Genomic DNA, 23,006 nt, shown 5'->3' on the forward strand with positions numbered 1-23,006 from the left:
AGCCACTTGGCCCCTCTACGTTGCGGTTTCCAGCTGTTCCACTTTCAATGCTTCTCTCAGCTTGCCCAACGCCCTGCGCTGAAGGCGGGAAATATGCATCTGAGACATCCCCATGATGTCCCCAGCTTGCTTCTGACTCAAATTTTGATAAAACGTTAATTGAATGATTTCTTTTTCACGGTGATCCAAAATTTGCAGGGCCCGCTCCAGCATCAGATTCTGCTCGACTGCTCCGTACCCTTCTTCCGTCGTCCCGACTAGGTCGAGTAAAGAAATGGTGTTGCCGTCCATATCCGCTTCCAGCTCACTGTCCATAGAGAGAGAATGATAGCTGCGACCCATCTCCAATGTCTCTAGAATCGCTTCCTCTGTAACGCCGAGGCTGTTGGCAATGTCTGCAATTTGGGGAGATCGCTGCAGCTTGATCGTGAGCTCGTCGACCACTCTTTTGATCTTCGGGCTCAGTTCCTTTACCCTGCGCGGAACATAGACACTCCATGTCTTGTCCCGAATATAGCGCTTAATCTCCCCCACGATAGTCGGGATCGCAAAGCTCTCAAATGTCCGCTCAAAGCTAGGGTCGAACCGGCGAAAGGAAGCAAGCAGGCCGATTAATCCGACTTGCACGAGGTCTTCATACATGACTTGTCCGCGAACAAACTTCTTCGCTAACGATTCCACAAGAGGAGTATAGGCCCTCACCAGTTGTTCCTGTATCGCTGGATCTTTTGTTTCACCATACAGGTGGATGAGGTCCTTCAACTCCTCTGGACTATATTTCTGCTTCCGAGTCTGTCCAGTCATTGCCAGCCACCCCATCCTGCCGAACATACTTGGTCATGGAGACTACTACTCCTGACTCAGAGCGAATCTCCACCTCATCCATAAGCGTGTGAATGAGATAGAGCCCGAGCCCGCCTTCATCCAGATCCTCAAGGTTTTTCCCCGCATAAATCGGCGTCAGTTGCTCAGCAATGAGCTCATTTGAAAACCCAACGCCCTGATCGCTTACCTCGATTACCAATCGATCTTCATAAACATGGCATTGGATATGAATGGAGCAAGGATTCTCTGTTTCCTTGTATGCATGTCTTACTACATTCGTGCATGCTTCTCCGACGGCAAGCTTGATATCCTCAATCTCATCATAAGAAAAGCCCATACGGTTGGCTATACCAGATACAGTCAGACGTGCTACTCCCAAATACTCCGCCTTGCTTGGCAAAGTCAATTGAATCACGTCTGTCTGAGGTCGATTTTGACCCATTACTCGCTCTCTCCTTTGCGGATGGCAATATGATCGTATAAGCCAGTGATGCGAAATAGCCTTTCCACACGCGGAGACAATTTGTGCACCTCAAATGTACGATTTCGTTGGATGCACTCTTTCATAATCCCGATGAAAATTCCGATTCCGGTACTGTCCATGTATTCTACTGCTTCCAAATCAACCGTAATGCGATTGATATCCGGCTTGGTGACGAGTGATAGGAGTGTTTCCTTTACTTTCGGTGCTGTGAATGCATCAATATCTCCACCAAGGACCACTCGGTGCTCAGTTTCAAGGCTTGTTGTCTTAATTAGCAGGTCCATCTGCGTCTCCCCCCGTACGTTGCTTAGGTTCTTCGAAGTACAATCATGGTGTAATCATCCAGCAGGTCAAACTGGGAGAGCAGAAGCAGTCTATTGTACAGGCCGTTTGCCATCTTTTGGGCAGATTCACCCACTTCTTTTTGCAAATGGTGTACAAGCTCTTCCCTTTGCAAATAATATCGGTTATTTTTGCATTCTGTTACACCATCCGTCAGAAGAATCAGAACATCATTTTTTTCCAAATGAATTTCCTGAACAGCGTACTCACTGTTTGGGCATAAACCGAGTGCATTCCCTCGCCCTTCGAGATCGTAAAACTTTCCTTCTGCTGACCTGTACAAAAATCCTGGCTCATGTCCTGCCATTGCATATCGGAAACAGTGTTCCTTTGAGTCATAACTGCCAAACAGCATCGTCACAAACATGCTCGGATCAATATTTCTTCCCACGATCCGGTTTAAATGGTGCAGCATTTCATCGGGACCCAGCTCCATTTGTCCAAGGCTGTCTATCGCATATTTCACCATCGACATACACATCGCAGCAGGCATTCCTTTTCCGGTAATGTCTGCAATGGCGACGCCGAAACGTCCTTCGGTTTGTTCAATGAAGTCGTAATAGTCGCCCGAGATTTGTTTCGCGGCAATGCTAACTACGCCAATCTCCAGTTCTGGATAGACTGGAACCTCACTTGGCAAAAGTGATTGCTGCATCGCTTTCGCCACGGCTATTTCTGATTCCATCTGCTGATGCCGATTGCGCCAGCTATTTACGGATCGGTGCTCGTTCCCATATTCAATCATGACCTCTGTCAAAATGGAGAAGGAGGAGCGCACAAACTCTGGCACTTCCCCGAGCTGCTCAAGCGCTTGCGCATGCAAATCTGTAATTTCTTCTGGCGAAATATCTCGAGAAAGCATCCATTTGCCCAACTGCTGGGCTCCGTAAAGCTGGTCTTCACCTTGAGCACTCAGGTAATCCCGAAGAATTTTTACATACTCTTCTCGGAAGCTCCGGGTTACCATCTATCTCATTCCTCCCTTGCTTAATCGCTCCACTTCACAACTATGACACGTGTCCCTTCTCCCAGGGTACTGTGGATCTCAAATTCATCCATCATGCGCCTGACACCAGGCAATCCGGCCCCGAGGGCACCCGAAGTCGAATAACCATCATCTAACGCCTGACGAATATCAGGAATCCCTGGACCGCTGTCATTTGCTGTTATTTGCAAGCCGATCACTCCTTCGCGCTCAACCGGCGAAATAGTGATCGTCCCCGTACCCGCATACAAATAAATGTTGCGAGCCAATTCGGAGATTGACGTGGCGATGCGGGACTGCGTGATCGTGCCAAAGCCAAACAGCTTCGACATATTTCGTCCTACCTGCCGGGCTGTCACGATGTCTGATTCTTGTTCTATATTGATTGTCTCAGGAGAATAGTCTGCCACAACCAAAAAAACCCCTTCCGCCTCACTTGGTAGGTAGAAATGAGTTTTTTCTCTACCTCGAAAAATAAATCATATTGTGTCACATTTTGTCTTATGTTCTCTTTTCGAACAGTTCGATATGCACCTACGAAATCCCTGCAAATCTGACAGCAAAAAACCACTTGCTTCACTCAAGTGGCTTTTCCTACCAAATCGTCTGATCTTTTTTCACATGTTAAAAGTCAATGAGTCCTAAGCTGATTTGCAAGGATTCATTAACCCGATCCATCATCTCGTCATCGAGATGCGTAATTTTATCAGTGAGACGTTGTTTGTCAATGGTTCGTATTTGTTCCAACAGAATAACGGAGTCACGATCAAATCCATAAGTTTTTGCGTCAATTTCCACATGCGTAGGCAGCTTCGCCTTTTGAATCTGCGCCGTAATGGCTGCGACGATGACCGTCGGACTAAATCGATTTCCAATGTCGTTTTGAATGACTAAAACAGGCCGTACGCCTCCTTGCTCAGAGCCAACGACCGGGGACAGGTCCGCGAAAAACACATCGCCACGTTTGACAATCACCAGTCACACCCCGCTAACTAAGCGGACAAGAGTATGGTCAGCCTCTTCTTCAGCGCCAAAAGCCTCCGATGCCATATTCAGATTGATCTTCGCCATCTCCATGTACCCTTTTTGCATGGTCTCACGGATTGTACGTTTTTTTCGCTCTTTTAAATACAAATGCATCGCTTGACGAATAAACTCGCTGCGATTGGATTTTTCCTTTTGAATAACGCCATCCACTTCCTGAAGCAAGTGTTGTGGCAAGCTGATCATGATGCGTTTCGTGTTTGACTTCGACAAGACAAATCCACCTCCAACCATGACCGTAACTTCCATCCGCTATGCTGGTTCTAGAAAGAACAGCCAATATGAACAATACCATTATGTCGAATCCATTGCAAAAATATACCTACTGTGCGCTTTTTCGGTGAGAAAACGTGAGTGTAAGCAATCCAAAGGTGCAAGGTGAAGACTTCGTTTACCCAAAAAAGCCAGCTTTTTCGCTTAACTAGTATTCGTGTTCCACGGGAAAATTCCTGCTAATTTTCCCTGCTAGTTATTTACATTTTCACGAAGACGAGTGCTTCATCGTCAATGGGTGAAATACGTCCGTTACTTTCTGGTCGCGCAAATAGAGGCGCGGAATTCGGTAATTCAGCATACAAGGAACCTCGTAATTGATAGTTCCCAGTAAATCGGCAATTTCATCCAAGGTGATTTCCTCGTCCCCTTGCTTGCCATACAAGACGACCTCATCATTGACCGCTGCTTCTGTCGAATTCAGGCTGACCATGATTTGGTCCATGCAAACTCTGCCTGCAATCGGGTAGCGCGATCCATTGTACAACACCTCACCGCGATTGGACAAAAGGCGAGAATAGCCATCTGCGTATCCGATCGGCAGTGTTGCAATCCACTCGTCAGGCTGTGCTGAATATGTAGCACCATAGCTGACCGTGAATGGTTCATCTGCCTTCTTCACGTGGGCAATTTTGGTTTTGAGCGCCAAGGCGGGGGCAAGTATGACATCCGCACGTTCTTTCATGTACAAAGAAGGATACAATCCGTATAAACCTATGCCTAAACGAATCGTATCATACCCCCAATCGGGAAATGCGATAGCCGCAGCCGTATTGCAGCAATGAACGGTCGGCAATGTTTTATTTGCTTCACGCAATGCTTGCAAAAAGGATTGAAACAAGTCGTGTTGTCGTCGCACATGGGTCGTATCTGGTTCATCCGCGCAGGCAAAATGCGTAAAAATGCCTGTCCACTCAAGCTTAGAGCATTCTTCAAGAGCACCTACAACCGCAAGCAAATCTTCCTTTGTCCGAACGCCCAAACGTCCCATGCCCGTATCGGTCTTCACATGAATCCCGACAGGCTTGTGATCGTTTTTCTGAAGGATGCCGTTCGCTTCCGTGATCCATTCGACGCTGTAAGCGGTTAACTGCACTTCCAGCTCGCTTGCGGTGACAATGGATTCGACAGGTGTGTATCCCAACACTAAAATCGGCGCTGTGATCCCTGCCCTCCGCAAAATAAGCGCTTCATCGAGCAATGCGACCGCAAGTGAATCTGCACCGCTCGCCAAGGCTTCTTTTCCGACATGGACAGCGCCATGACCATACCCGTCTGCTTTCACAACAGCCATAATACCCGTTTTTTCTGGCAAATGGCGTTTGAATGCCTCGAGGTTCGCCCGGATGGCATCCAAATCAACCTCTACCCAAGTGTCACGACAAAACGATTTCATTCCTATCTCCTCTTGTTCCCTTTTTTATAGTAAAACAAGCGTTCATTTAAATGACTGAGAAATTGCCTGGAAACCATCAATGATTCCTTTTTGCCGCCTACACGATAAAAGTGACGGCCTTCATAAATTTGCTCGACTTCAGACAGCGGGTAGCTCTTTTCCTGTCCTGACATGGTTATAATCAGGTGGGTCTTGGTCAGCTTGTACACTGGACGCAATACCGATTTGTACAGAAACGGAGACAATCCAACAACAGCAATGGCAATGGCAAAAACAAGCACCTTGAATCTCGTGTCATTGGTCGGGAAAAATTGAGAGAGAATCATCATTCCCAGTACAAACATGACAGTCTCGTTAATGCGCATTTTCCAGCTTTTTCGCAGGAGCATGTCTTTGTAGGTCGATGCTTCCTGGTACAAAACTTCGTTAGACGGTTTCTTCATGTAAAGCATGCCACCTCATTCAATAAGTTACTCTGAATGTATCGTGTTTTCCCGCTGTGTGTCAATTCGCGGATTGTCCTTTCATCTCATTCGCACGTTGGTTTTTATGTACAAATCGACCCTCATCGGCCAAATCCCGAGAAAATAGAAAAGCAGATGGGACTCGCTCCCACCTGCTGACTTTTCTACATGGTTTGCTCCTGGTCTTTTTCCTCTTTTTCAAGTCTTGGGAAAACTACTTTTTCAAATCTGCCGTCCACCATCTTTTGCACCATCGCTGTCAATTCCTCGCTGCGTTCGTCTGCTTGCTCCTGTGTCAGCTTGCCTGCCTCTACTGCTTCTTTCAGCTTGGCTTCGTGCTGACCTACCAAGAGCTCGACAACGTCATCGACTTCTACGCCTTGCTCCTTGGCGATGGTCGCCAACGATTTTCCTGCTTTTTGCTCTTCCTTCAGCTTGTCTGCGTCCAGCTTGAGAAGGGACAGCAGTTCTTCATTTTTCTCAATGCCCATTCCTTTACCCGGTCCGCGTCCGTGATGCGTGTTTTGCACCATTTCTTTTACCCGCTCACTGGCGTTCTCATTCATTTTGTCGGCTTGTTCCTGTGTCAGCTTCCCGGCGGTTACCGCTTCTTTCAGCTTAGCTTCCTGTTGTTTCACCAACAGTGCTACCAGATCATCCACAGATACGCCTTGGGCTTCTGCGATGGCAGCCAGCGATTTGTCGGCTTTCAGCTCTTCTTGGAGTTTATCGGCATCCAGCTTCAAGAGGGACAGCAGCTCTTCGTTTTCCTCGAAGCCACCGATGAAGCCTCCTCTACCGAAGCCTTTATCTGGTTTGGTGTTTTCTACCTGTTCTTTTACGCGATCGTTCAGATTTTCAGACAGCTTATCTGCCTGCTCCTGCGTCAGCTTGCCTGCCGCTACTGCTTCCTTCAGTTTGGCCTCTTGCTGTTCAACCAGAAGTGCCACGACATCTGCGGTGTCAACTCCTTGGGCTTGTGCAATCGCTGCGAGTGTTTTCCCTGCCGCAAGCTCTTCTTTCAGCTTGTCAGCATCCAGCTTTAACAGCGAGAGCAGCTCTGTATTTTCTTTGAAACCCACTCCACCGTGGTGGCCCATCTTGCCAGTTTTGAATTTTACTTCAGCGGGTTTATTCAATGAAGTTGGTTTTGCTGAATCGGCTGCCATTGCTCCGCCTATGCTACCCAGACTCAGAACCACTGCCATCGTTCCCATCAGCATTCCCATTTTCGTTTTGCTAAACATGTACACTCAACCCTTTCGTCTTTGCTCGTGTAGTGTGCTTGTTCTTTGTTACAAGACCAAGTGTACATGGGTTTTTTTAGATTCCCGTTTGAGAAAAAAGGAAAACTTGAGGGAAAATCGTAGAAAACTATGTAGGGTATTTTGGTTTGAGTCAACATAGTGGAGGAAAAGAAAAAGCACAGTTCTCTTCGACTCTGACACGCCAGCGTGGGGGATTGACTGTCCGTCTCCACTCCAAAAAGGGGACCGTCGAGCCAAAGCCACCCTACGGGCGGACGTTTTTCAAGGAAGAAGTGTTCGACAAGCGTGGTCCCCTTTTTGGAGTTCCGACTGGGTAGGCGTTGTCAAGGTCTGCGAGCCCTGCGCTTTTTCTTTTCGCCAGCTTTTTCATTCATTGCTTCTTTAAAAACTTAGGAAGATCATCCTTTGAGTATCAACAGGCGCGAGTTTCTAAAATAGTAGAACAAAGCCGCTTGGGAAGAAGTGCATTTCCAGTCCAAGCGCCTCTGGAGCCCGACCCAGTTTCGAAATAAATGACGGGGGTTTTCAGCTTCAACCTCTGCGAATCCTTCATCGAGATGACTACTTTTGAAGCGCTCCCGTCATTTATTTCGGAACGGACAGTCCAACCTACAGCGGGGCGTAGGCCGAAGCGTAGACTGGAAATGCACTTCTTCCCCTCCACTGCAGCCACTTTCCCTAAGAATAGCAAAAAGAGGACGGTATTCACCGTCCCCTCTCCCACGCTTTTATTTTGCGCTAAGACCATATGTCGACTGTGCGACATTCACCATTTCTTCCTCAGGTAGATCCCCCGCGATTGTATATTCGATGCCGTCGAGCTCCCACGTCAGAAGCCGCTGGTTTTCGCCTGTCTGCGCGAGCACACCAACCGTAAAGCCGAGGTTTACAGGCATACCTTGCTCATAAGATACGGATGCTGCTGTCGGGCGCCCTTCGATTACCTTGTAGTTGTAGGTCCCTTTGTAGGTTAAGATAACTTTTCTCTCTCCATCACGGGTGACTGGCTCGATATCTCCTTGCGTAACCCCTTCTGGCATATACGTAGGGACGATGACACCGAATTGGCTGTTCGGTTGTTTCACGACCTGTCCATTTGTTTGCGCCATTGTTGGGATTGTTGTCAACGAGCTCGTTGTCATGTTGCGCTCTTTGTCAAAGGCGTCTTTGTCAAACATAGGGTTGAACGAAAAATCAGTGAAATCAATTCGAACGAGCGGATTCATGCTAGCATCCATAATTTCGGCGTGCGTCGGTTTGAAATCTTCTGTCAGCCAAATTTTTTGCTTGGTTAAAGAACGATTGCCGCTGTAGTTCGCTTTCACTTCGAATACATACTGTTTTTCTTCCATCTTCATTTGGCGCTCCGTGTCATCGATAATGCTCTTGGCCAGCGTTTCGTATAAATATAACGGTCCGTTGTTCTCAGGCCAGCCACTTTGGAAGCGGAAGCTCTTGTTCAGATGCGGGGTCAGTACAAAGACTCCTTCATTGTTTCGCAAGATGATTTGTGTAATGCCACGCTGCTTCGAGGTGAGAGCTACCCGATAGTTGGTTGGCTTTTCATACCAGACCTGAACATCGTACTCCATGGGGGTAGAGCCTGTCTGCATGGTCAAAACTGCCTGAGACTTGTACCCAGTCATTTTTCCCAGCGCACCGTTCAGGTCGCTCACCACATCTTCTGGTGTTTTCTGACCGAAACAACCGCCGAGGAACAGGGTGAAAACCAACAATAACACCAGTGGTAAAGCTACCCGTTTCATTCAATGAACTCCTCCTTGTCAATATTTTCGACAAAGAAGGGCATCCCTGTCTATTTCCTGGGAAATCTGTCAGTCTCTCGCCCATGCAGCGCATATCGTGTCAATGGTTGCGAATGGTTACGAAGTTGGCGATATATCGCTTGGATCGGCTACAGACTTAGCCTTCCTATGTAAGAGCAGGTAGTCCCTCCTGATCTACGCGATATAAATGTATGTCCATCCTCGTCCCAATATGCAGACAAGTTAATCGGTTTTTTCAAACATCTATCGTTCTTCTACAATGACTTGAGCAATCGCATGCGTTTGGCTATGCGAAATGCTCACATGAATATGAACGCGAGCGGGGTCGAGATCAAGCTTGCTGTACACCTCGTTCTTTATAGTCATAACGGGCTTGCCCAAATGATTCGGAAGGATTTCCATATCCAAAAAACTGAGTACAGCACCAATACCTGTGCCCAGAGCCTTTGCTCCCGCTTCCTTTGCAGCAAATCTGCCGGCAACCATTTCCGCCTGTCTCGTCTCTGCTTTTCCCTGTAGGAGCTGTTGTTCACCTGTGGTCAAAAAGCGTTTGATCGCACTCTCTTGTCTTTTTATCAAAGTAGCGATGCGCTCTATTTCTACAATATCTACACCTGTTCCAACGATCATGAGCACTTGCCTCCTAGTGGGCTGATTTACGAATCACAGTATCATCCACTTCCACGCTTTTGCAAGTGCGGGGATAGAAACCACATTCCATGCATAGACTTTACGTAAAAAAATAAAACCCCCGCAAATTGCGAGGGCTTTTGTCCGCTGGCTCCTACTCAGTAGCTTGGCCAGAAGATTGTTGTGCAGCCGATTGTTGGTTTTGACGGCGAACTTCCGCAACATTTGTCTCACTTGCGAATTCAGTCGCAGCACCTTGGGAAGCAGCGCGTTGTGCAGCTTGTTGAGCCGATTGTTGGTTCTGACGACGAACCTCTGCTGCGTTTGTTTCGCTTGCGAATTCAGTCGCAGTGTTTGCTGCTTGGCTAGCTTGGTTCGCTTGGCCCATACCTCTGTTTTGTTTAGGCATCGTTACATTCACCTCCTCGACGTCACTGAATATAATTTGTACAGCCCCCTATGTGCGTATCCATCCTCATTTTTCCAAATCATGCTGTTGTTTACTTGCTTTGTCTCGACCGATCATTCATATTGGAAGGAGCAAGGCTTTTACTCTGCTTTGAAAGGAGCAATTCTGTATGGCTCAGAAGGTTATTATCTATACCCAAGTCACTTGCGGTCCTTGTCAGGAAGAAAAAATGTGGCTGACTTCAAACAACATTGCTTTCGAAGACAGAGACATTCGTCAAAATGAGGCTTTTTTCCAGGAAGCCATTCAGTTAGGCGCCAGCATGACACCTGTAACCTACATTGAAAAGGAAAACGGCGAGCAAATTGTCATCCATGGGTTTGACAAGGAAGAACTAAAAAAAGCGTTGGATCTCAATTGATCCAACGCTTTTTACGACTGATCAGCCAAATGAAGGTTCACTTGCAACTGATTTTTGTTTGACTACTGGCGACATGTCCGGCAAGTTAGACAAAATTTGCTTCACTTCAGGACTGCATTCCGTATTTACGGAGTAATAAACCCATGGTCCTTTCCTGCGCTCTTTGACCAAACCATGCGTTTTTAACTTAGCCAAGTGCTGGGAAACAGAAGGCTGGGAAGTTTGCAAAATTTCCACGAGATCACGGACACATAAGGACTGTACTTGCAGGAGAGCCATGATCGTCAAGCGCGTCTTGTCACCAAGTAGCTTATAAGTCTCTGACAAAAACAGTACCTGCATCAAATCCATTTCCATAAGGATACCCACCTTTGCCCTACATATCTGTTTATCAGTATACTATATGGCTTATATGATGGGGAAGATAGAACACAAAAGTTATGTGACCCCCGCTTATACGTCTTGCTTTTTCATCGCCTCAATGATCTTGTCTGCAGTGCGTGCAGCCAGCGCCATGACTGTATTTGTCGGGTTGCTGCCACTCGAGGTAACGAACGTAGAAGCACCTGCTATGAAAAGATTGGGTATGTCATGTGACTGCCCATACTCATTCACAACAGAGGTTTCTCTGTCATTCCCCATCCGACATCCCCCCATGAGATGAGCAGTATCAGACACCACATGCTCCGACTGCCCCCCCATCGCTTCTATAATCCGGTTCATTTGCCCAATGGCATGCTTGTATAACTGTTTGTCGTTCTCCTGATAACTGAACGTTACTGTAGGGATCGGCATTCCATATTCATCTTTTTCACTTGAAAGCGTCACTCTGTTATCAGGATGGGGCAGCACTTCCCCGACCAAGGTGATCCGCGCATACATATTGTAATCCAGCATGGTCTCTCGAAGCTGTTTTCCCCATAAATACGAGCCGTCTTCCCTCTCAGCAGCAATGGCAGCCGCCATCCCGACCGGACGTACCCCGTGTGCACTCAATGTATATCCGCGGGCAAAACCTCGTTCCCGGTCCGTCTCATAAAAATGCTGGGTCAAGGCAAGGACAGGTGTTCCCTTATACAATCGCACTTCCTCCGGGAGTCTTCCGTATACATCATGGCTGGAGTGAGGCATAATAGCTTTTCCTACCCACCCGCTTGAATTCGCCAGCCCTTGCGGAAACTGAGCATTCGCCGAACTGAGCAGCAATCGGGGAGTCTCCACCACAAACCCGGCCAAAATGACTACACGAGCCATTTGCCTGTGCGTCAAGCCATTATGGTTGAACACTACACCGCTGACCCGGTCGCCAGCCATCAAAATCTCCGTTACCATGCAGTCGGACAGTACCTCTGCCCCCTCCGCTATCGCTTTGGGAATATGATGAATCAACCCGCTGTACTTGGCATTCGGCATGCACCCTTGATTGCAAAAGCCACGATTGATACAGGGGGGACGTCCATCAAAAGGAGCCGATAAAATTGCTAGAGGGGCGACCACACTCTCGATCCCCAGCTTCTCGCACCCTTCCCGGAACAGTTGGGCATTTGCACTGATTGGCTCCCGAACAGGGTACGGATACGGACCTTGAAAGGAACCCCACGGAAAATGATTCGGACCTGAGACAGCAATCTCCCGTTCGATCTTGTCGTAATACGGGGCAAGGTCCTGATACGTAATCGGCCAGTCTTCCCCTACGCCGTCTAATGTCTTCGTCTTAAAATCACTCTCGTGGAAACGCAGGAACACCCCCGTAAAATGCACGGTGCCTCCCCCAATTCCCCGTCCTGAGTTGTTATGTCCCAAACGCAGTGGGTCTTTGCCTGCTACCAGCCTCGTTTCCTGCCAGCCCAATCTCCGCATCGACAGCTCATCACTGGCAAAATCGTGTTGCGGGTCCCAAAACGGCCCTGCTTCCAGTACGACTACGCGCAACCCGGCCTTTGCCAGCTCATAAGCAAGTACGCCTCCTGCCGCTCCAGCCCCTACGATGCATACGTCTGCGTCATCTGCGTATTTTCTTTGATCCACAGGAGTAGGGCGATGAGTAATCGTATGATGGTCATGACTCGTCATTTGCTTTCGCCTCCCATGGGTCCGTCAATCCTTTTTCCACCCGTACATAGCCTCGCGGATAAGCGGGTCCGCCATAGCCGATATCTGACCAAACCAACGGATGTGAATAGTACGCACTGACTGTGTCATGCAGCAAACGCTTGAAAAAATCTGCGGGAGCAAAGTATTTCCACGCCTCCTGGTTTTGGATGCTCCCACTCGCGACGTGCTGAAGAACGGCTTCTTGCTGGTCTAGCTTCAACGCAACAAAATCAGTTCCATAAGCGGCATGGCTCTCCGCATCAATCCCTTTCAAGCCCGAGCGGTAGAGCTCTTTTTTGGGTGGAACTCCGACCTTACGTTGTGATTCACCGATGTTGCTAGCCGTCGTATTATCCAGATGCTCTACTACAAAGGTCAGCACCTCCAAACGGTGATCATTGACCAATACGCCTACGACTGTCTGCAAGAGCAAGGATTCAGGCTTCGTAAAAAATTGATTGGCAATCGCGGGCATTCGTCTGGCGCCTACCACTTTCCTGGTGTGAGCATCCCACTCTGTATGCTGGTCCCAAACATCATAGGATGGGTAACGTCTAGGCTTTTCCATGTCCTCTCACCCCTTTGAAAAAGATTTTTACCAAAACAGCGCAAGAAGCCCTAATGCTGACATTGCCGTGATCAGTAAAGGAAGAATCACAGGAGGACCGACGAGAAAATTTTGACTTTGTGAATAACCTCCCACGCGCTGCCCAACCCCGACCGTATGCAAATAGGCCCCGTACAAACCACCAGCTATGCCGACTACCATCATCAAAGCAAACACCCAACGCAGCCATCCCGCATTCACAAACGATAAAACAATAGCAGTAACCGCAAATACAGGGAGCTCAAGCACGGGAATCCACATTGCCCAATGGCGGAAGTTTTGTCTTGAGTGAAAAAGTGTGACCTGAACCGCAATCAGGGCAAACGCCAATCCAGCAAAAAGAATGAGTACGCGTTCGATCGGCCAGCCGTACCACATGGAAACATCCTCCTTTTTATGTACGATGCGCCTATTTTTTCCTACCATGTTCTGTCCTATTCCGCTTGGTCCACAGCAAGCCGTCTGATAAAAGAAAAACGCCTGCTGACTATTAACCAGCAGGCGTTTCATTCCCTATGAAAAATAAACCAACGTCAGATACAAACCGAGCAAGGTGAGCGTCAATGTCGGTATGGTCAAAATAACCCCCGTCCGAAAATACTGCCCCCACGTAATCGTCACGTCTTTGCGTCCCAAGACATGCAACCAGAGCAAGGTGGCCAGTGATCCAATCGGCGTCATTTTCGGCCCCAAATCGCTCCCGATCACATTCGCGTAGATCATTGCTTCCCGCAACACTCCGTCTGCCTGTGTCCCGGCAATTGCCAGCGCGTTGAATATGACTGTCGGAAGATTGTTCATGACAGAGGAAAGAGCAGCAGCCAGAAAGCCTGTTCCCAAGGTCGTTGCCAATAAACCATGCGCCATGAACCAATCCAAGGTGTCCTTGACCAAATCAGTCAATTTCGCGTTGTGCAGCCCCCACACCACGACATACATGCCTATCGAAAAAACAACGACTACCCACGGTGCTTCTTTCATAATCCGCCGCATGGCGATCGCTTCACTTTTTCTTGCAGCCAAGCAAAAAATGATAGCTGCTCCAGCAATAATGATAGAAACGGGCGTATGGATGGACTCGCTAATAAAAAAACCAATCAACAGGACCGCAAGAATCGGCCACGCCAGACGAAACATTCTGTGGTCGCGAATCGCTTCCTCCGGATTTTTCAAATGGGCAAGGTCAACCTGTGCTGGGATGCTTTTGCGAAAATATAGGTACAAAACCAGCAGACTTCCACCAATCGAAAACAAAGTCGGAATGATCATTTTGGCCGCATACGCAGCAAACCCAATATCAAAGTAGTCAGCGGAAACAATATTCACCAGATTGCTAATCACAAAGGGCAAAGAGCTCGTATCTGCAATGAACCCGCTCGCCATGACAAATGCCAAAACCGCTTTCCCATCCAGCTTCAGTGCCCGCACCTGTGCCAACACAATCGGTGTCAAAATCAAGGCTGCCCCATCATTCGTAAATAAAGTGGATACGAGTGAACCAAGCAGGATGACATAAACAAACATGAGCCGCCCATTCCCTTTGGCAAAACGAGCCATATGGAGCGCTGCCCATTCAAAAAAACCGATTTCGTCCAATACGAGCGAGATGATGATAATTCCAATTAGCGCTAGTGTCGCATTCCAAACAATGGAGGTTACCTCTGCAACATCACCGATTGTGACTACCCCGATCGCCAAAGCCAACAGTGCTCCACCGACAGCCGGATAACCAATCGATAGCCCCCGCGGTTGCCAGATAACCAATGTCAACGTGATCAGAAAAAGGAAGAATGAAATCCAAACCACTGCATGTATCTCCTTTCCAAAAACCAAAAAGAACGGACCTCGAAAAGTCCGCTCTCCTACCATACTACAAAATGAAATTATCCGAAACGTCCGGTAATGTAATCCTCTGTTCTTTTGTCACGAGGATTTTGGAAGATCGTCGGGGTACTGTCGAATTCGACTAGCTCTCCATTCAAGAAAAACGCAGTCTTATCAGAAATACGTGCTGCCTGCTGCATGTTGTGCGTCACGATTACAATCGTATAACGATTCTTCAGCTCTTCCAACAGTTCTTCGATTTTGGCTGTCGAAATCGGGTCCAAGGCAGAGGTTGGCTCATCCATCAAAATGATTTGTGGCTGGACAGCGAGTGCCCTTGCGATACAGAGGCGTTGCTGCTGACCACCGGAAAGCCCTGTTGCCGGCTTCTTCAGCACATCCTTCACTTCATCCCAAAGGGCTGCTGCCTTGAGGCTTGTCTCTACCAACTCGTCCAGCTTGTTACGATCGTTCATGCCATGGAGTCTCGGCCCGTATGTGATGTTGTCATAGATGCTCTTCGGAAATGGATTCGGATGCTGAAACACCATGCCGATATTTTTGCGAAGTCGCTCAACTTCTACACGAGAGCTATAAATATCCTCGTCGAACACTTTTACCGTTCCCGTAATTTTGGTGTTCGGTACAGAGTCGTTCATTCGATTTAGCGTCCGTAAAAATGTAGACTTACCGCAGCCAGACGGACCAATTAAGGCTGTAATGGAATCAGGCTCTACATCCAGATTTATATGATAGAGGGCTTGCTTATTACCGTAGAAGAGATTCAACTCTCTCACCGAAATAACACTCATACGGTCTTCGCTCCTTCGTGGTTGTTACGTCCTTTTACTTTCCCACTATAGCGCACCAATGTTAGGTTTCCGTATGAAGTTTATTAAGTTTCGATAAAGATTTCGTCTTAGGACTTTTTACATAGGTCATCTTACATTAATTTATGGTAAATCTTGCTGGCAAAGCATATACGCTGCTCTAGGTACCCCCTACAATGAAACTGAACGTTTTGATAAGGGGAGAACAATTAATGCCAGACATAAAAAAACTATGGGGTCACTCGTCGTTTCATTATCGTTCAATTTTCACAAGGCTGTTCGCAGGCATCATGGGCATGGTTGTCTGCATGATGGCAATTGCCGCTTTCTTTATCAGTTATCAATCCGAAACTACACTCAATGAAAAAACAAAGCAGCAATTACACGAAGCATCAGGTGCAGCTCTACAGAAAGTACATAGCGGGGTTTATGACATCGTGACCGCCTTGCAATCATTTGCTTCCACTTATAAAAACAGCAAGATCACGAACAGTCAGATCTTTGGCATTTTTACAGATTTGTCTACCAGCAATCCTACGATTTCCGAATTACAGATCGTCACCACAGACGGGCGGTATTTGACCTTTCCGGGATCACCCCTCGACAGTTCCTACGACCCGCGAAAAATGGACTGGTATGAGGGTGCATTGAATCAACCGCAGCAGGGGGTTTTTGTCTCAGATGTCTTCCAGTTTTCCAAGACGGAATTTCCCAAGATCGCCGTCTCACTCCCTTTGCGCAATGAAGACGAGGAGCCTGTAGGTGTCGTCGTGGCATTCGTCTCTGTTCCGAAGCTGAGCGAATCCATTGGGCAGATCAAACTGGGAGAAACAGGATACGCCATGATCGTTGATCAACAAGGCAAGCTGGTCGCTCATCCCGACCAATCCTACGCGTTGCAGCGCCCTCTTCTCTCAGAGCTTGCGATCGTGCAAAACGTCATCGCTGGTCAATCTGGGTACGAGCCGAGCAGGATCGATGGAGTGGACTCATTTGCCGCCTATCAATTTGACCCCTCCCTAAAATGGGGAGTGATCGTTGTGCAGTCGGTATCAGAGGTAAAGCATGAGGTACGCCGCCTTCAGCTAACCATTTTGGCCGTCTCACTCGTCGGACTCGCTGCACTCGCCCTGATGCTGTATGTGTACGTTCGCCGAATCATCAAGCCGATTAAGGAAGCACAACAAAAAATGTCCGCCTTTAGCGAGGGCGATCTGCTGCAAACCATGCGCGTACAAAGCAATGATGAAATTCGCCAGTTGGCGGACAGCTTCAATCGAATGAGTGAACAAATCCGGACGATCATCGGTAAAATCCAGTATGTCATCTCAGACGTCAAACAAGTAGCCGATCATGTAGGAAAAGGGTCCCGCCATTCTCACGCCATGCAGTCAGAAGTCGTAACCGTAACAGAGCGGCTTGCTCAAGAGATGGACAATCAGCAGGAGCAGATCGATGATATCCACGCCACGATGGCCGACATCACGCAAGAAATGTCTCGGATCACAGACTCCATGGAAAAAGCAATTGTACAAAGCCAGGAATCACGTCAGCAAAATGCCAAAGCAGCAAACTCCATCGATTTGCTAAAAGAAAATATGCACAATATCTCAGAGGATATGAAAGCTTCTATGCATGCCATGTCCTCCATGAGAGAAAGCATGTGTGACATCAACGAAATGCTCGGTCTGATTTCCGCCATCTCCAAGCGAACCAAGCTTTTGTCCTTCAATGCCCGAATCGAAGCTTCCAGGGCTGGCCAAGCCGGAGTCGGCTTCAGCGTCGTAGCAGAGGAAATTCGCTTGCTGTCCGACCAGACAGAAGAGGCATCGGCTCGTATTCAAAAGGTAATTGAATCAGGGGAAAAACGAATGGAGCACGTAGCCGCCTGCTTGCAAACGACCGATCATGCTACTGTAAATGGCATTCAAACCTTGCACCAGGCCGCTTCTATCTTCCACAATACGATCCAGCTCAGTGAAGCATTGACTGCGCAATTTGAATCGATCAGACTGCTCACAGGAACAATCTCGACACAGAGCCAAGCCATTTCACAGCGGGTAGATAATCTGTCTGCCTCTGCACAGCAAGTAGTATCAGGCACACAGCAAGCCGTAGCTGCCAATCAAGAAAGTCTATCCTTATCGGAGCAATTTCTCGATGACTCCCTGCGCCTGACAGAAATCGTAGAGGATCTCGAACAAACCATCAAATTTTTTCGAGCCGGAGAAACAACCCCTTGTTTGAAAAATTCATGATATCATAAAGTGAATGTGAACTTTACACAAACCTATCCTATGAAAGGGGATGTCTGGACCTTGGATAAGCGTTCCATTCACTTTTATGTCATTGCCCTAATTGTACTGCTAGCAATGTCCCTCTTATCATTTATCAAGGTCTTTGTTCATAGCCACTATCTGCGTTACTTGTTTGTGGCGATATTTTTTGTTGGCTTGATAGTCGGTTATGTTCGATATTTGATGAAGGTCAAAAGCGAGAACATGCAGCATCAAAGCAAATGGTACAAATATGGATTTTTACTAGCTTTTGCCGTCATCTATATGGCTATCAAATATGGTGTAAAAGCTGTTGTAGGCTATGAGGCTTCCAGCGAAGACTACGGCACTGTCATCGCGTTCTTTTTCTTGGGTCTGTTTATTTCCTACTATGGTCTTTATACACGATATTTGCGGAAAGCCTGAAACCAATAGAAACAAGAAGCCCTCCTGCAAGCTGATTTGCTTGGGAGGGCTTCTTTTGCTTTTCTATTGTCTTATCCAAAACGTCCGCTAATATACGCTTCGGTTTTTTCGTTTTCCGGTGATGTGAAGATTTTCCCTGTCTCATCCATCTCGATCAGCTCACCCATCAGGAAGAAGGCGGTTTTCTCAGAAATTCGCGCTGCCTGATGGAGGTTATGGGTAACGATCACGATCGTATACTCATCCTTTAGCTGCATGACCAGCTCTTCGATTTTCATGGTAGAGATCGGATCGAGAGCGGAAGCCGGTTCGTCCAATAGCAAAATGGTTGGCTGCATCGCGATTGCACGTGCGATACAAAGCCTTTGCTGCTGTCCACCAGAAAGGGAGAGCGCTGAGTCGCGAAGACGATCCTTTACCTCATCCCAAAGCGCTGCTTTTCGCAGGCTCGACTCAACCAATTCGTCCAAATCACGTTTATTGGTCATCCCGTGGAAACGCGGTGCAAATGCGATGTTTTCATAGATCGATTTAAAAAATGGATTCGCTCGTTGGAACACCATTCCTACCACTTGGCGCAGGCTCTCGATGTTTACTTGCGAGCTGTTAATGTCGATACCATCAACAATAATGGAGCCCTCTACACGGCAAGAAGGAACCAGATCATTCATCCGGTTCAAGCTCCGTAGAAGTGTCGATTTCCCGCATCCGGACGGGCCGATAAAGGCCGTCACGGAGTTTTTTTCAATATCCATTGATATATTTTTTACGGCGTGCTTCTCTCCGTAGTATACATTCACGTTATTCGTCTGAATGATCGTTTCTTGCATGGTCAGTACGGACATGGCTGCCACCTACCTCTTCTTAGTTTGATCCTGACGTCATCTTTTTGTAGACCCAATTCCCGAACCAGCGAGCGGAAAGGTTAAAGAGCAAGACGGCAATAATCAGAACAGCAGCCGCGCCATCTGCGACATCACGTGCATCCGGTGTCAGCCCCTCGCTGTTTACCTTCCAAATATGCACGGCCAAGGTCTCGGCAGGACGGAACGGATTCAGAGGTGACGTTGTACTGTTCATCGAGAAGTCGGTGAAATCCAGATTCGGTGAAGACATCCCTGCCGTGAACAGCAAGGCAGCCGCTTCCCCAAATACACGGCCAGAAGCCAGAATGGCCCCCGTAATGATACCTGGGAGTGCTGCTGGAAGGATAACAGACACGATGGTACGCCATTTAGTAATACCAAGCGCGAGACTCGCTTCCTTTTGACTGCGTGGTACGTTGCGCAGTGCATCCTCTGTTACACGAACCAAGAGCGGCAGGTTAAATACCGTCAACGCAAGTGCTCCACCAAACAGGGTATAGCCCCAGCCAGTCATATTTACGAACACGAGCAATCCAAACAAACCAACTACGATAGACGGAAGGGAAGACAATACTTCTATACTCATGCGGATAAACTGTGTAATCTTGTTATCCGGCGCATATTCAGCCATATAAATGCCTGCTCCGATCCCGAGCGGCAACGCGATCAGCATGGTTAGGACCAGCAAGTACAAAGAGTTGAAAAGCTGTGGTCCAATCCCGCCACCTGCATTGACGATATCCGGCGGAGAGGTCAAAAAGTCGAGATTCAGCTTATGCCAGCCTTGTGAGAGAATGAAGCCCAATAGTCCCACCAAGGTACCGATAATCAGTACGGCAATCAGTGTCAAAACAACAGTAGCAGCGCGGTCCATCAGTCTCGCTTTCATCTATTTTGCCAACCTCTTTCTGCCCAACAGGCGCAAAATCACGATAAAGATGAAAGACATCGCCAAGAGCAGCAAAGCCATTGACCAGAGAGCATTGTTATACGGAGTTCCTTGAATCGTATTCCCCATGTTCAATGTGATACCGCTAGTGAGCGTACTGATCGGTTCGAGCAAACCGCCTGGCAGCTTCGTTGTGTTACCGATAACCATTTGCACAGCCAAAGCTTCTCCAAAAGCGCGAGACATTCCCAAAACAATGGCCGTCAAACAGCCAGGAAGCGCGGAATGCAACACAACATTCCAAATGGTTTGCCAGCGAGTAGCACCCAGTGCGAGCGAAGCGTTGCGCAAATCTTGCGGAACAGCCTCAATAGCATCTGCTGCCACACTCGTAATGGTAGGTAAAATCATCAGGGCAAGAACAAGTCCCCCTGCCAATAAACTGAAGCCCAGAACATCAAATTGTTCGCGAATAAATGGAACAAGCAAAGTTAGTCCAACATAACCGTAAACGACGGATGGAATACCAACCAACAGCTCGATAACCGGCTTCAATACTTTTTTCCCGAAGCCAGGAAAGATCTCTGTCATAAAAATAGCGGCGCCGATTCCCAGTGGCGCGGCAATTAAAGCAGCCAATGCCGTTACGAAAAACGAACCGAGGATAAAGGGCAACACACCGTACGCCGAAGGTTCACCTTCTGGGTCCCATTTGTCATGGGTTAAAAATTCTTTAAAGCTTACTCCATCGACAAAGAACGTCGACAACCCTTTTGAAGCAATAAAATAGGTGATCGATAAAACTACAATAACGAGCAAACCCGCACAAATCATCGCGATGGTTTTGCCGCTAATATTCTCTGTTTTTTGACGCTTGTTCGTTGTCAGCATTTTTTGCGCAATCATCGATTGACGCTCTGTATTTACCCCTTGAGTACGATGGCTCATGTTCTCCCTCCTGGAAAGAAAACGACTGTACGCAAGCAAAATGAGGGGAAGGCCCCCCTACCCCTCTATTTTGCTGTTGACGATAACGCTTATTTTTGGGTTACTTTGCCTTCTGCATCACGTTCCACTTTCATGTCTGTGATTGGCAGGAAGCCCAATTCTGTAACGGTTTTCTTTTGTACTTCGTCAGTCAGGATGAAGTCGAGGAATGCTTTTGCATCGCCAGTTGCTTCACCTTTCGTGTACATATGCTCGTACGCCCATACTGGATATTTGTTCGTTGTAATGTTTTCAGCGTTTGCTTCCACGCCATCCAATTTCAGTGCTTTTACAGAGTCATTGAAGTAGGACAGTGCCAAGTAACCAATTGCACCCGGTGTTTCTGCAATGATTTTGCGAACAGTACCGGAGGAATCCTCTGTAATACCTTCTGCTTCTTCTTTGCCATCCAACGCGAATTTGCTGAATGTCGCGCGAGTTCCGGAAGATTTCGGACGGTTAACCAGCGTGATCTTCATATCATCGCCACCAACTTCTTTCCAGTTGGTGATTTTTCCAGTGAAGATGTCGATCAATTGTTGCTTGGACAAGTTGTCCACTTTTACTTGTGGGCTTACTGCTGCTGCCATACCGACAACCGCTACTTTATGGTCTACCAGTTCGTTTGCTGGAATGCCTTTTTTCTCTTCTGCAAAAATATCGGAGTTACCAATCGTTGCTGCACCACTTGCTACTTGGCTCAAGCCCGTGCCGCTTCCTCCGCCTTGTACTTGGATTTGCGCGCCTGCATTTTTTGCCATAAAGTCTTTGGCCGCTTGCTCGACCAGAGGTTGTAAAGCGGTAGAACCCACTGCTGTTACAGGTTCACCGGAAGTTTTTGTTGTCGAACCAGAGTTGCTTTGCTCCTGAGCTGGTTGTTGCGCTGGTGCTGGTGTTTGCGTTTGTGTCTGCGCAGTGTTGCCGCTTCCGCACCCCGCGAGTAATGCCCCTACACATGTCAGCGCAATAAACATTTTGCTGAGTTTTTTCATTGGATGAAAATCCTCCTTAAAAGGTTCGGTTTGTTTTTTCTCTCTTACAAGTACAAACTATACAGCGGGAATGTTGTCGTATTATGTTGTGAATGTAAAGCTTTCTTAAAGATGGAGAAATACCTGTTGTAAAACCGGAAACATGGGAATAATGTCCCTATTCTTTTCTGGGGGTGTCCATGTGGAACGGCTGGCCTTGCTTTTTGTGATTATAGGTGCCCTGAACTGGGGATTAATCGGGTTATTTCAATTTGATTTAGTCGCAAGCTTGTTTGGCGGAGCGGAGTCGATCGTAAGTCGAATCGTGTATACGCTGATAGGCTTGTTTGGGGTATATGCGATCAAGTTTCTTTTCACGGATCGGGAAGAAACACCAACATCATAGACAACTATGTCCGGCTGTTGAGGAGAGGAGGAAACAGGAGAAAACGCTCAGCTTCTTGTCCCACCCGCTGTGGGATTCACTGCCCGCCTCCATGCAAAAAGCGAAACCGCGTCCAAAGTAGTTCTTTCAGGATGTTTTTCAGAGGTGGACGCTTAAGAACGTGTTTCGCTTTTTGCATTACGCCTCGGTCGGTGTACCAAAGATCTCCAAAGATCTTCGCTTATTTCTCCTGTTTCCTCTAAGAGCTTTCCGTGTGATTCCATTTTTTAATGCTTTATAAAGATAGAAGAATGTGAGCAGTCACGACAGAGAAGAATATTTCCAGACGTAGCGACTTGTGGAGTCCTACCGAGCGGAGAAGCGATTAGCGGGCAAAAGAAACGCAACGTGCCCGAGCTACGAAGCGGCTACCACTTTTGCGTTTCCCCGCTAATCGCTTCGGAGCGGGCAGTCTCAACCCCCAGCAGGACGGAGCCTGAAGCCTAGACTGGAAATATTCTTC

The 23,006-nt window shown here is 47.7% G+C and carries 28 protein-coding genes; 5 read left to right on the forward strand and 23 right to left on the reverse strand.

Annotation, left to right across the window (positions count from 1 at the left end; translation table 11 throughout):
- Positions 1 to 15: 15 nt before the first annotated feature.
- The 10 genes from sigB to C7R94_RS18990 form a co-directional block, all read right to left on the reverse strand.
- The gene (sigB, locus tag C7R94_RS18945) at positions 16 to 804 is read right to left on the reverse strand and encodes an RNA polymerase sigma factor SigB (protein WP_106783668.1); all 789 of its coding nucleotides are present in this window, start codon (positions 802 to 804) and stop codon (positions 16 to 18) included.
- Positions 773 to 1,267 (reverse strand): anti-sigma B factor RsbW, encoded by a 495-nt coding sequence (gene rsbW / locus C7R94_RS18950; protein ID WP_106783671.1) that lies wholly within the window; start codon positions 1,265 to 1,267, stop codon positions 773 to 775. Before rsbW ends, sigB begins: the two co-directional genes overlap by 32 nt.
- Positions 1,267 to 1,593 (reverse strand): anti-sigma factor antagonist, encoded by a 327-nt coding sequence (locus C7R94_RS18955; protein WP_106652693.1) that lies wholly within the window; start codon positions 1,591 to 1,593, stop codon positions 1,267 to 1,269. The genes rsbW and C7R94_RS18955 overlap by 1 nt, the downstream gene beginning before the upstream one ends.
- Positions 1,594 to 1,616: 23 nt before the next feature.
- Positions 1,617 to 2,618: a PP2C family protein-serine/threonine phosphatase gene (locus tag C7R94_RS18960; RefSeq protein WP_106783673.1), complete on the reverse strand. Its 1,002-nt coding sequence runs from the start codon at positions 2,616 to 2,618 to the stop codon at positions 1,617 to 1,619.
- 20 nt (positions 2,619 to 2,638) lie between these two features.
- Positions 2,639 to 3,052 carry an anti-sigma regulatory factor gene (locus C7R94_RS18965; RefSeq protein ID WP_106783676.1) on the reverse strand — a complete coding sequence of 138 codons (414 nt, stop codon included), beginning with the start codon at positions 3,050 to 3,052 and terminating at the stop codon, positions 2,639 to 2,641.
- 208 nt (positions 3,053 to 3,260) lie between these two features.
- Positions 3,261 to 3,611 (reverse strand): type II toxin-antitoxin system PemK/MazF family toxin, encoded by a 351-nt coding sequence (locus C7R94_RS18970; protein ID WP_005830205.1) that lies wholly within the window; start codon positions 3,609 to 3,611, stop codon positions 3,261 to 3,263.
- 3 nt (positions 3,612 to 3,614) lie between these two features.
- The gene (locus C7R94_RS18975; RefSeq protein WP_007721089.1) at positions 3,615 to 3,914 is read right to left on the reverse strand and encodes a CopG family ribbon-helix-helix protein; all 300 of its coding nucleotides are present in this window, start codon (positions 3,912 to 3,914) and stop codon (positions 3,615 to 3,617) included.
- Positions 3,915 to 4,161: 247 nt separating this feature from the next.
- Entirely contained in the window at positions 4,162 to 5,349 is a 1,188-nt protein-coding gene (gene alr / locus C7R94_RS18980) for an alanine racemase (RefSeq protein WP_106783678.1), read from the reverse strand.
- Between the two features lie 2 nt (positions 5,350 to 5,351).
- Complete coding sequence (locus tag C7R94_RS18985; protein WP_106783681.1) at positions 5,352 to 5,792, reverse strand: hypothetical protein; 441 nt, start codon at positions 5,790 to 5,792, stop codon at positions 5,352 to 5,354.
- 185 nt (positions 5,793 to 5,977) lie between these two features.
- Complete coding sequence (locus C7R94_RS18990) at positions 5,978 to 7,060, reverse strand: coiled-coil domain-containing protein (RefSeq protein ID WP_106783684.1); 1,083 nt, start codon at positions 7,058 to 7,060, stop codon at positions 5,978 to 5,980.
- A 146-nt stretch (positions 7,061 to 7,206) separates the two neighbouring features.
- Here C7R94_RS18990 and C7R94_RS18995 point away from each other — a divergent pair, with 146 nt between their 5' ends.
- Positions 7,207 to 7,398, forward strand: a complete 192-nt coding sequence (locus C7R94_RS18995; RefSeq protein ID WP_106783686.1) for a hypothetical protein — start codon at positions 7,207 to 7,209, stop codon at positions 7,396 to 7,398.
- Between the two features lie 411 nt (positions 7,399 to 7,809).
- Here the strand turns inward: C7R94_RS18995 and C7R94_RS19005 are convergent, their stop codons facing one another.
- The 3 genes from C7R94_RS19005 to C7R94_RS19015 all read right to left on the reverse strand — a co-directional run bounded on the left by C7R94_RS19005 (position 7,810) and on the right by C7R94_RS19015 (position 9,907).
- Entirely contained in the window at positions 7,810 to 8,847 is a 1,038-nt protein-coding gene (locus tag C7R94_RS19005) for an outer membrane lipoprotein-sorting protein (protein WP_106783691.1), read from the reverse strand.
- Between the two features lie 264 nt (positions 8,848 to 9,111).
- The gene (gene acpS, locus C7R94_RS19010; protein ID WP_106783693.1) at positions 9,112 to 9,498 is read right to left on the reverse strand and encodes a holo-ACP synthase; all 387 of its coding nucleotides are present in this window, start codon (positions 9,496 to 9,498) and stop codon (positions 9,112 to 9,114) included.
- A 154-nt stretch (positions 9,499 to 9,652) separates the two neighbouring features.
- A complete protein-coding gene (locus C7R94_RS19015; protein WP_047074004.1) occupies positions 9,653 to 9,907 on the reverse strand; it encodes a gamma-type small acid-soluble spore protein in 255 nt (84 codons plus the stop codon).
- A 169-nt stretch (positions 9,908 to 10,076) separates the two neighbouring features.
- On the opposite strand from C7R94_RS19015, the gene C7R94_RS19020 reads away from it, so the two are divergent.
- Positions 10,077 to 10,328 carry a glutaredoxin family protein gene (locus C7R94_RS19020; RefSeq protein ID WP_106783695.1) on the forward strand — a complete coding sequence of 84 codons (252 nt, stop codon included), beginning with the start codon at positions 10,077 to 10,079 and terminating at the stop codon, positions 10,326 to 10,328.
- A gap of 21 nt (positions 10,329 to 10,349) precedes the next feature.
- Here C7R94_RS19020 and C7R94_RS19025 read toward each other — a convergent pair whose 3' ends face one another.
- The 6 genes from C7R94_RS19025 to pstB (C7R94_RS19050) form a co-directional block, all read right to left on the reverse strand.
- Positions 10,350 to 10,685 (reverse strand): ArsR/SmtB family transcription factor, encoded by a 336-nt coding sequence (locus C7R94_RS19025; protein WP_047074001.1) that lies wholly within the window; start codon positions 10,683 to 10,685, stop codon positions 10,350 to 10,352.
- 96 nt (positions 10,686 to 10,781) lie between these two features.
- Entirely contained in the window at positions 10,782 to 12,401 is a 1,620-nt protein-coding gene (locus C7R94_RS19030; RefSeq protein WP_106783697.1) for a GMC family oxidoreductase, read from the reverse strand.
- Positions 12,388 to 12,990 carry a gluconate 2-dehydrogenase subunit 3 family protein gene (locus tag C7R94_RS19035; RefSeq protein ID WP_106783699.1) on the reverse strand — a complete coding sequence of 201 codons (603 nt, stop codon included), beginning with the start codon at positions 12,988 to 12,990 and terminating at the stop codon, positions 12,388 to 12,390. The genes C7R94_RS19030 and C7R94_RS19035 overlap by 14 nt, the downstream gene beginning before the upstream one ends.
- 27 nt (positions 12,991 to 13,017) lie before the next feature.
- Positions 13,018 to 13,407 (reverse strand): hypothetical protein, encoded by a 390-nt coding sequence (locus C7R94_RS19040; protein ID WP_106783701.1) that lies wholly within the window; start codon positions 13,405 to 13,407, stop codon positions 13,018 to 13,020.
- 135 nt (positions 13,408 to 13,542) lie between these two features.
- A complete protein-coding gene (locus C7R94_RS19045) occupies positions 13,543 to 14,835 on the reverse strand; it encodes an arsenic transporter (RefSeq protein ID WP_106783703.1) in 1,293 nt (430 codons plus the stop codon).
- A gap of 77 nt (positions 14,836 to 14,912) precedes the next feature.
- Complete coding sequence (gene pstB / locus C7R94_RS19050; protein ID WP_047073991.1) at positions 14,913 to 15,665, reverse strand: phosphate ABC transporter ATP-binding protein PstB; 753 nt, start codon at positions 15,663 to 15,665, stop codon at positions 14,913 to 14,915.
- 230 nt (positions 15,666 to 15,895) lie between these two features.
- Here pstB (C7R94_RS19050) and C7R94_RS19055 point away from each other — a divergent pair, with 230 nt between their 5' ends.
- Positions 15,896 to 17,941: a methyl-accepting chemotaxis protein gene (locus C7R94_RS19055; RefSeq protein WP_106783705.1), complete on the forward strand. Its 2,046-nt coding sequence runs from the start codon at positions 15,896 to 15,898 to the stop codon at positions 17,939 to 17,941.
- A 60-nt stretch (positions 17,942 to 18,001) separates the two neighbouring features.
- Positions 18,002 to 18,385 carry a hypothetical protein gene (locus C7R94_RS19060; RefSeq protein ID WP_233220601.1) on the forward strand — a complete coding sequence of 128 codons (384 nt, stop codon included), beginning with the start codon at positions 18,002 to 18,004 and terminating at the stop codon, positions 18,383 to 18,385.
- Positions 18,386 to 18,456: 71 nt separating this feature from the next.
- Here C7R94_RS19060 and pstB (C7R94_RS19065) read toward each other — a convergent pair whose 3' ends face one another.
- From pstB (C7R94_RS19065) to C7R94_RS19080, 4 genes are all read right to left on the reverse strand, one after another.
- Complete coding sequence (pstB, locus tag C7R94_RS19065; RefSeq protein ID WP_047073985.1) at positions 18,457 to 19,230, reverse strand: phosphate ABC transporter ATP-binding protein PstB; 774 nt, start codon at positions 19,228 to 19,230, stop codon at positions 18,457 to 18,459.
- A gap of 19 nt (positions 19,231 to 19,249) precedes the next feature.
- Entirely contained in the window at positions 19,250 to 20,140 is an 891-nt protein-coding gene (gene pstA, locus C7R94_RS19070) for a phosphate ABC transporter permease PstA (RefSeq protein ID WP_047073983.1), read from the reverse strand.
- Positions 20,141 to 21,088: a phosphate ABC transporter permease subunit PstC gene (gene pstC / locus C7R94_RS19075; protein WP_106783707.1), complete on the reverse strand. Its 948-nt coding sequence runs from the start codon at positions 21,086 to 21,088 to the stop codon at positions 20,141 to 20,143.
- A gap of 89 nt (positions 21,089 to 21,177) precedes the next feature.
- A complete protein-coding gene (locus C7R94_RS19080) occupies positions 21,178 to 22,119 on the reverse strand; it encodes a phosphate ABC transporter substrate-binding protein (protein ID WP_106783709.1) in 942 nt (313 codons plus the stop codon).
- Between the two features lie 181 nt (positions 22,120 to 22,300).
- Between C7R94_RS19080 and C7R94_RS19085 the strand changes: the two genes are divergently transcribed.
- Positions 22,301 to 22,504: a DUF378 domain-containing protein gene (locus C7R94_RS19085; RefSeq protein WP_106783711.1), complete on the forward strand. Its 204-nt coding sequence runs from the start codon at positions 22,301 to 22,303 to the stop codon at positions 22,502 to 22,504.
- The last annotated feature ends 502 nt before the right edge of the window (positions 22,505 to 23,006 follow it).

The organism is Brevibacillus sp. NRRL NRS-603 (genome assembly GCF_003013445.1).
Lineage (GTDB): Bacteria > Bacillota > Bacilli > Brevibacillales > Brevibacillaceae > Brevibacillus > Brevibacillus formosus.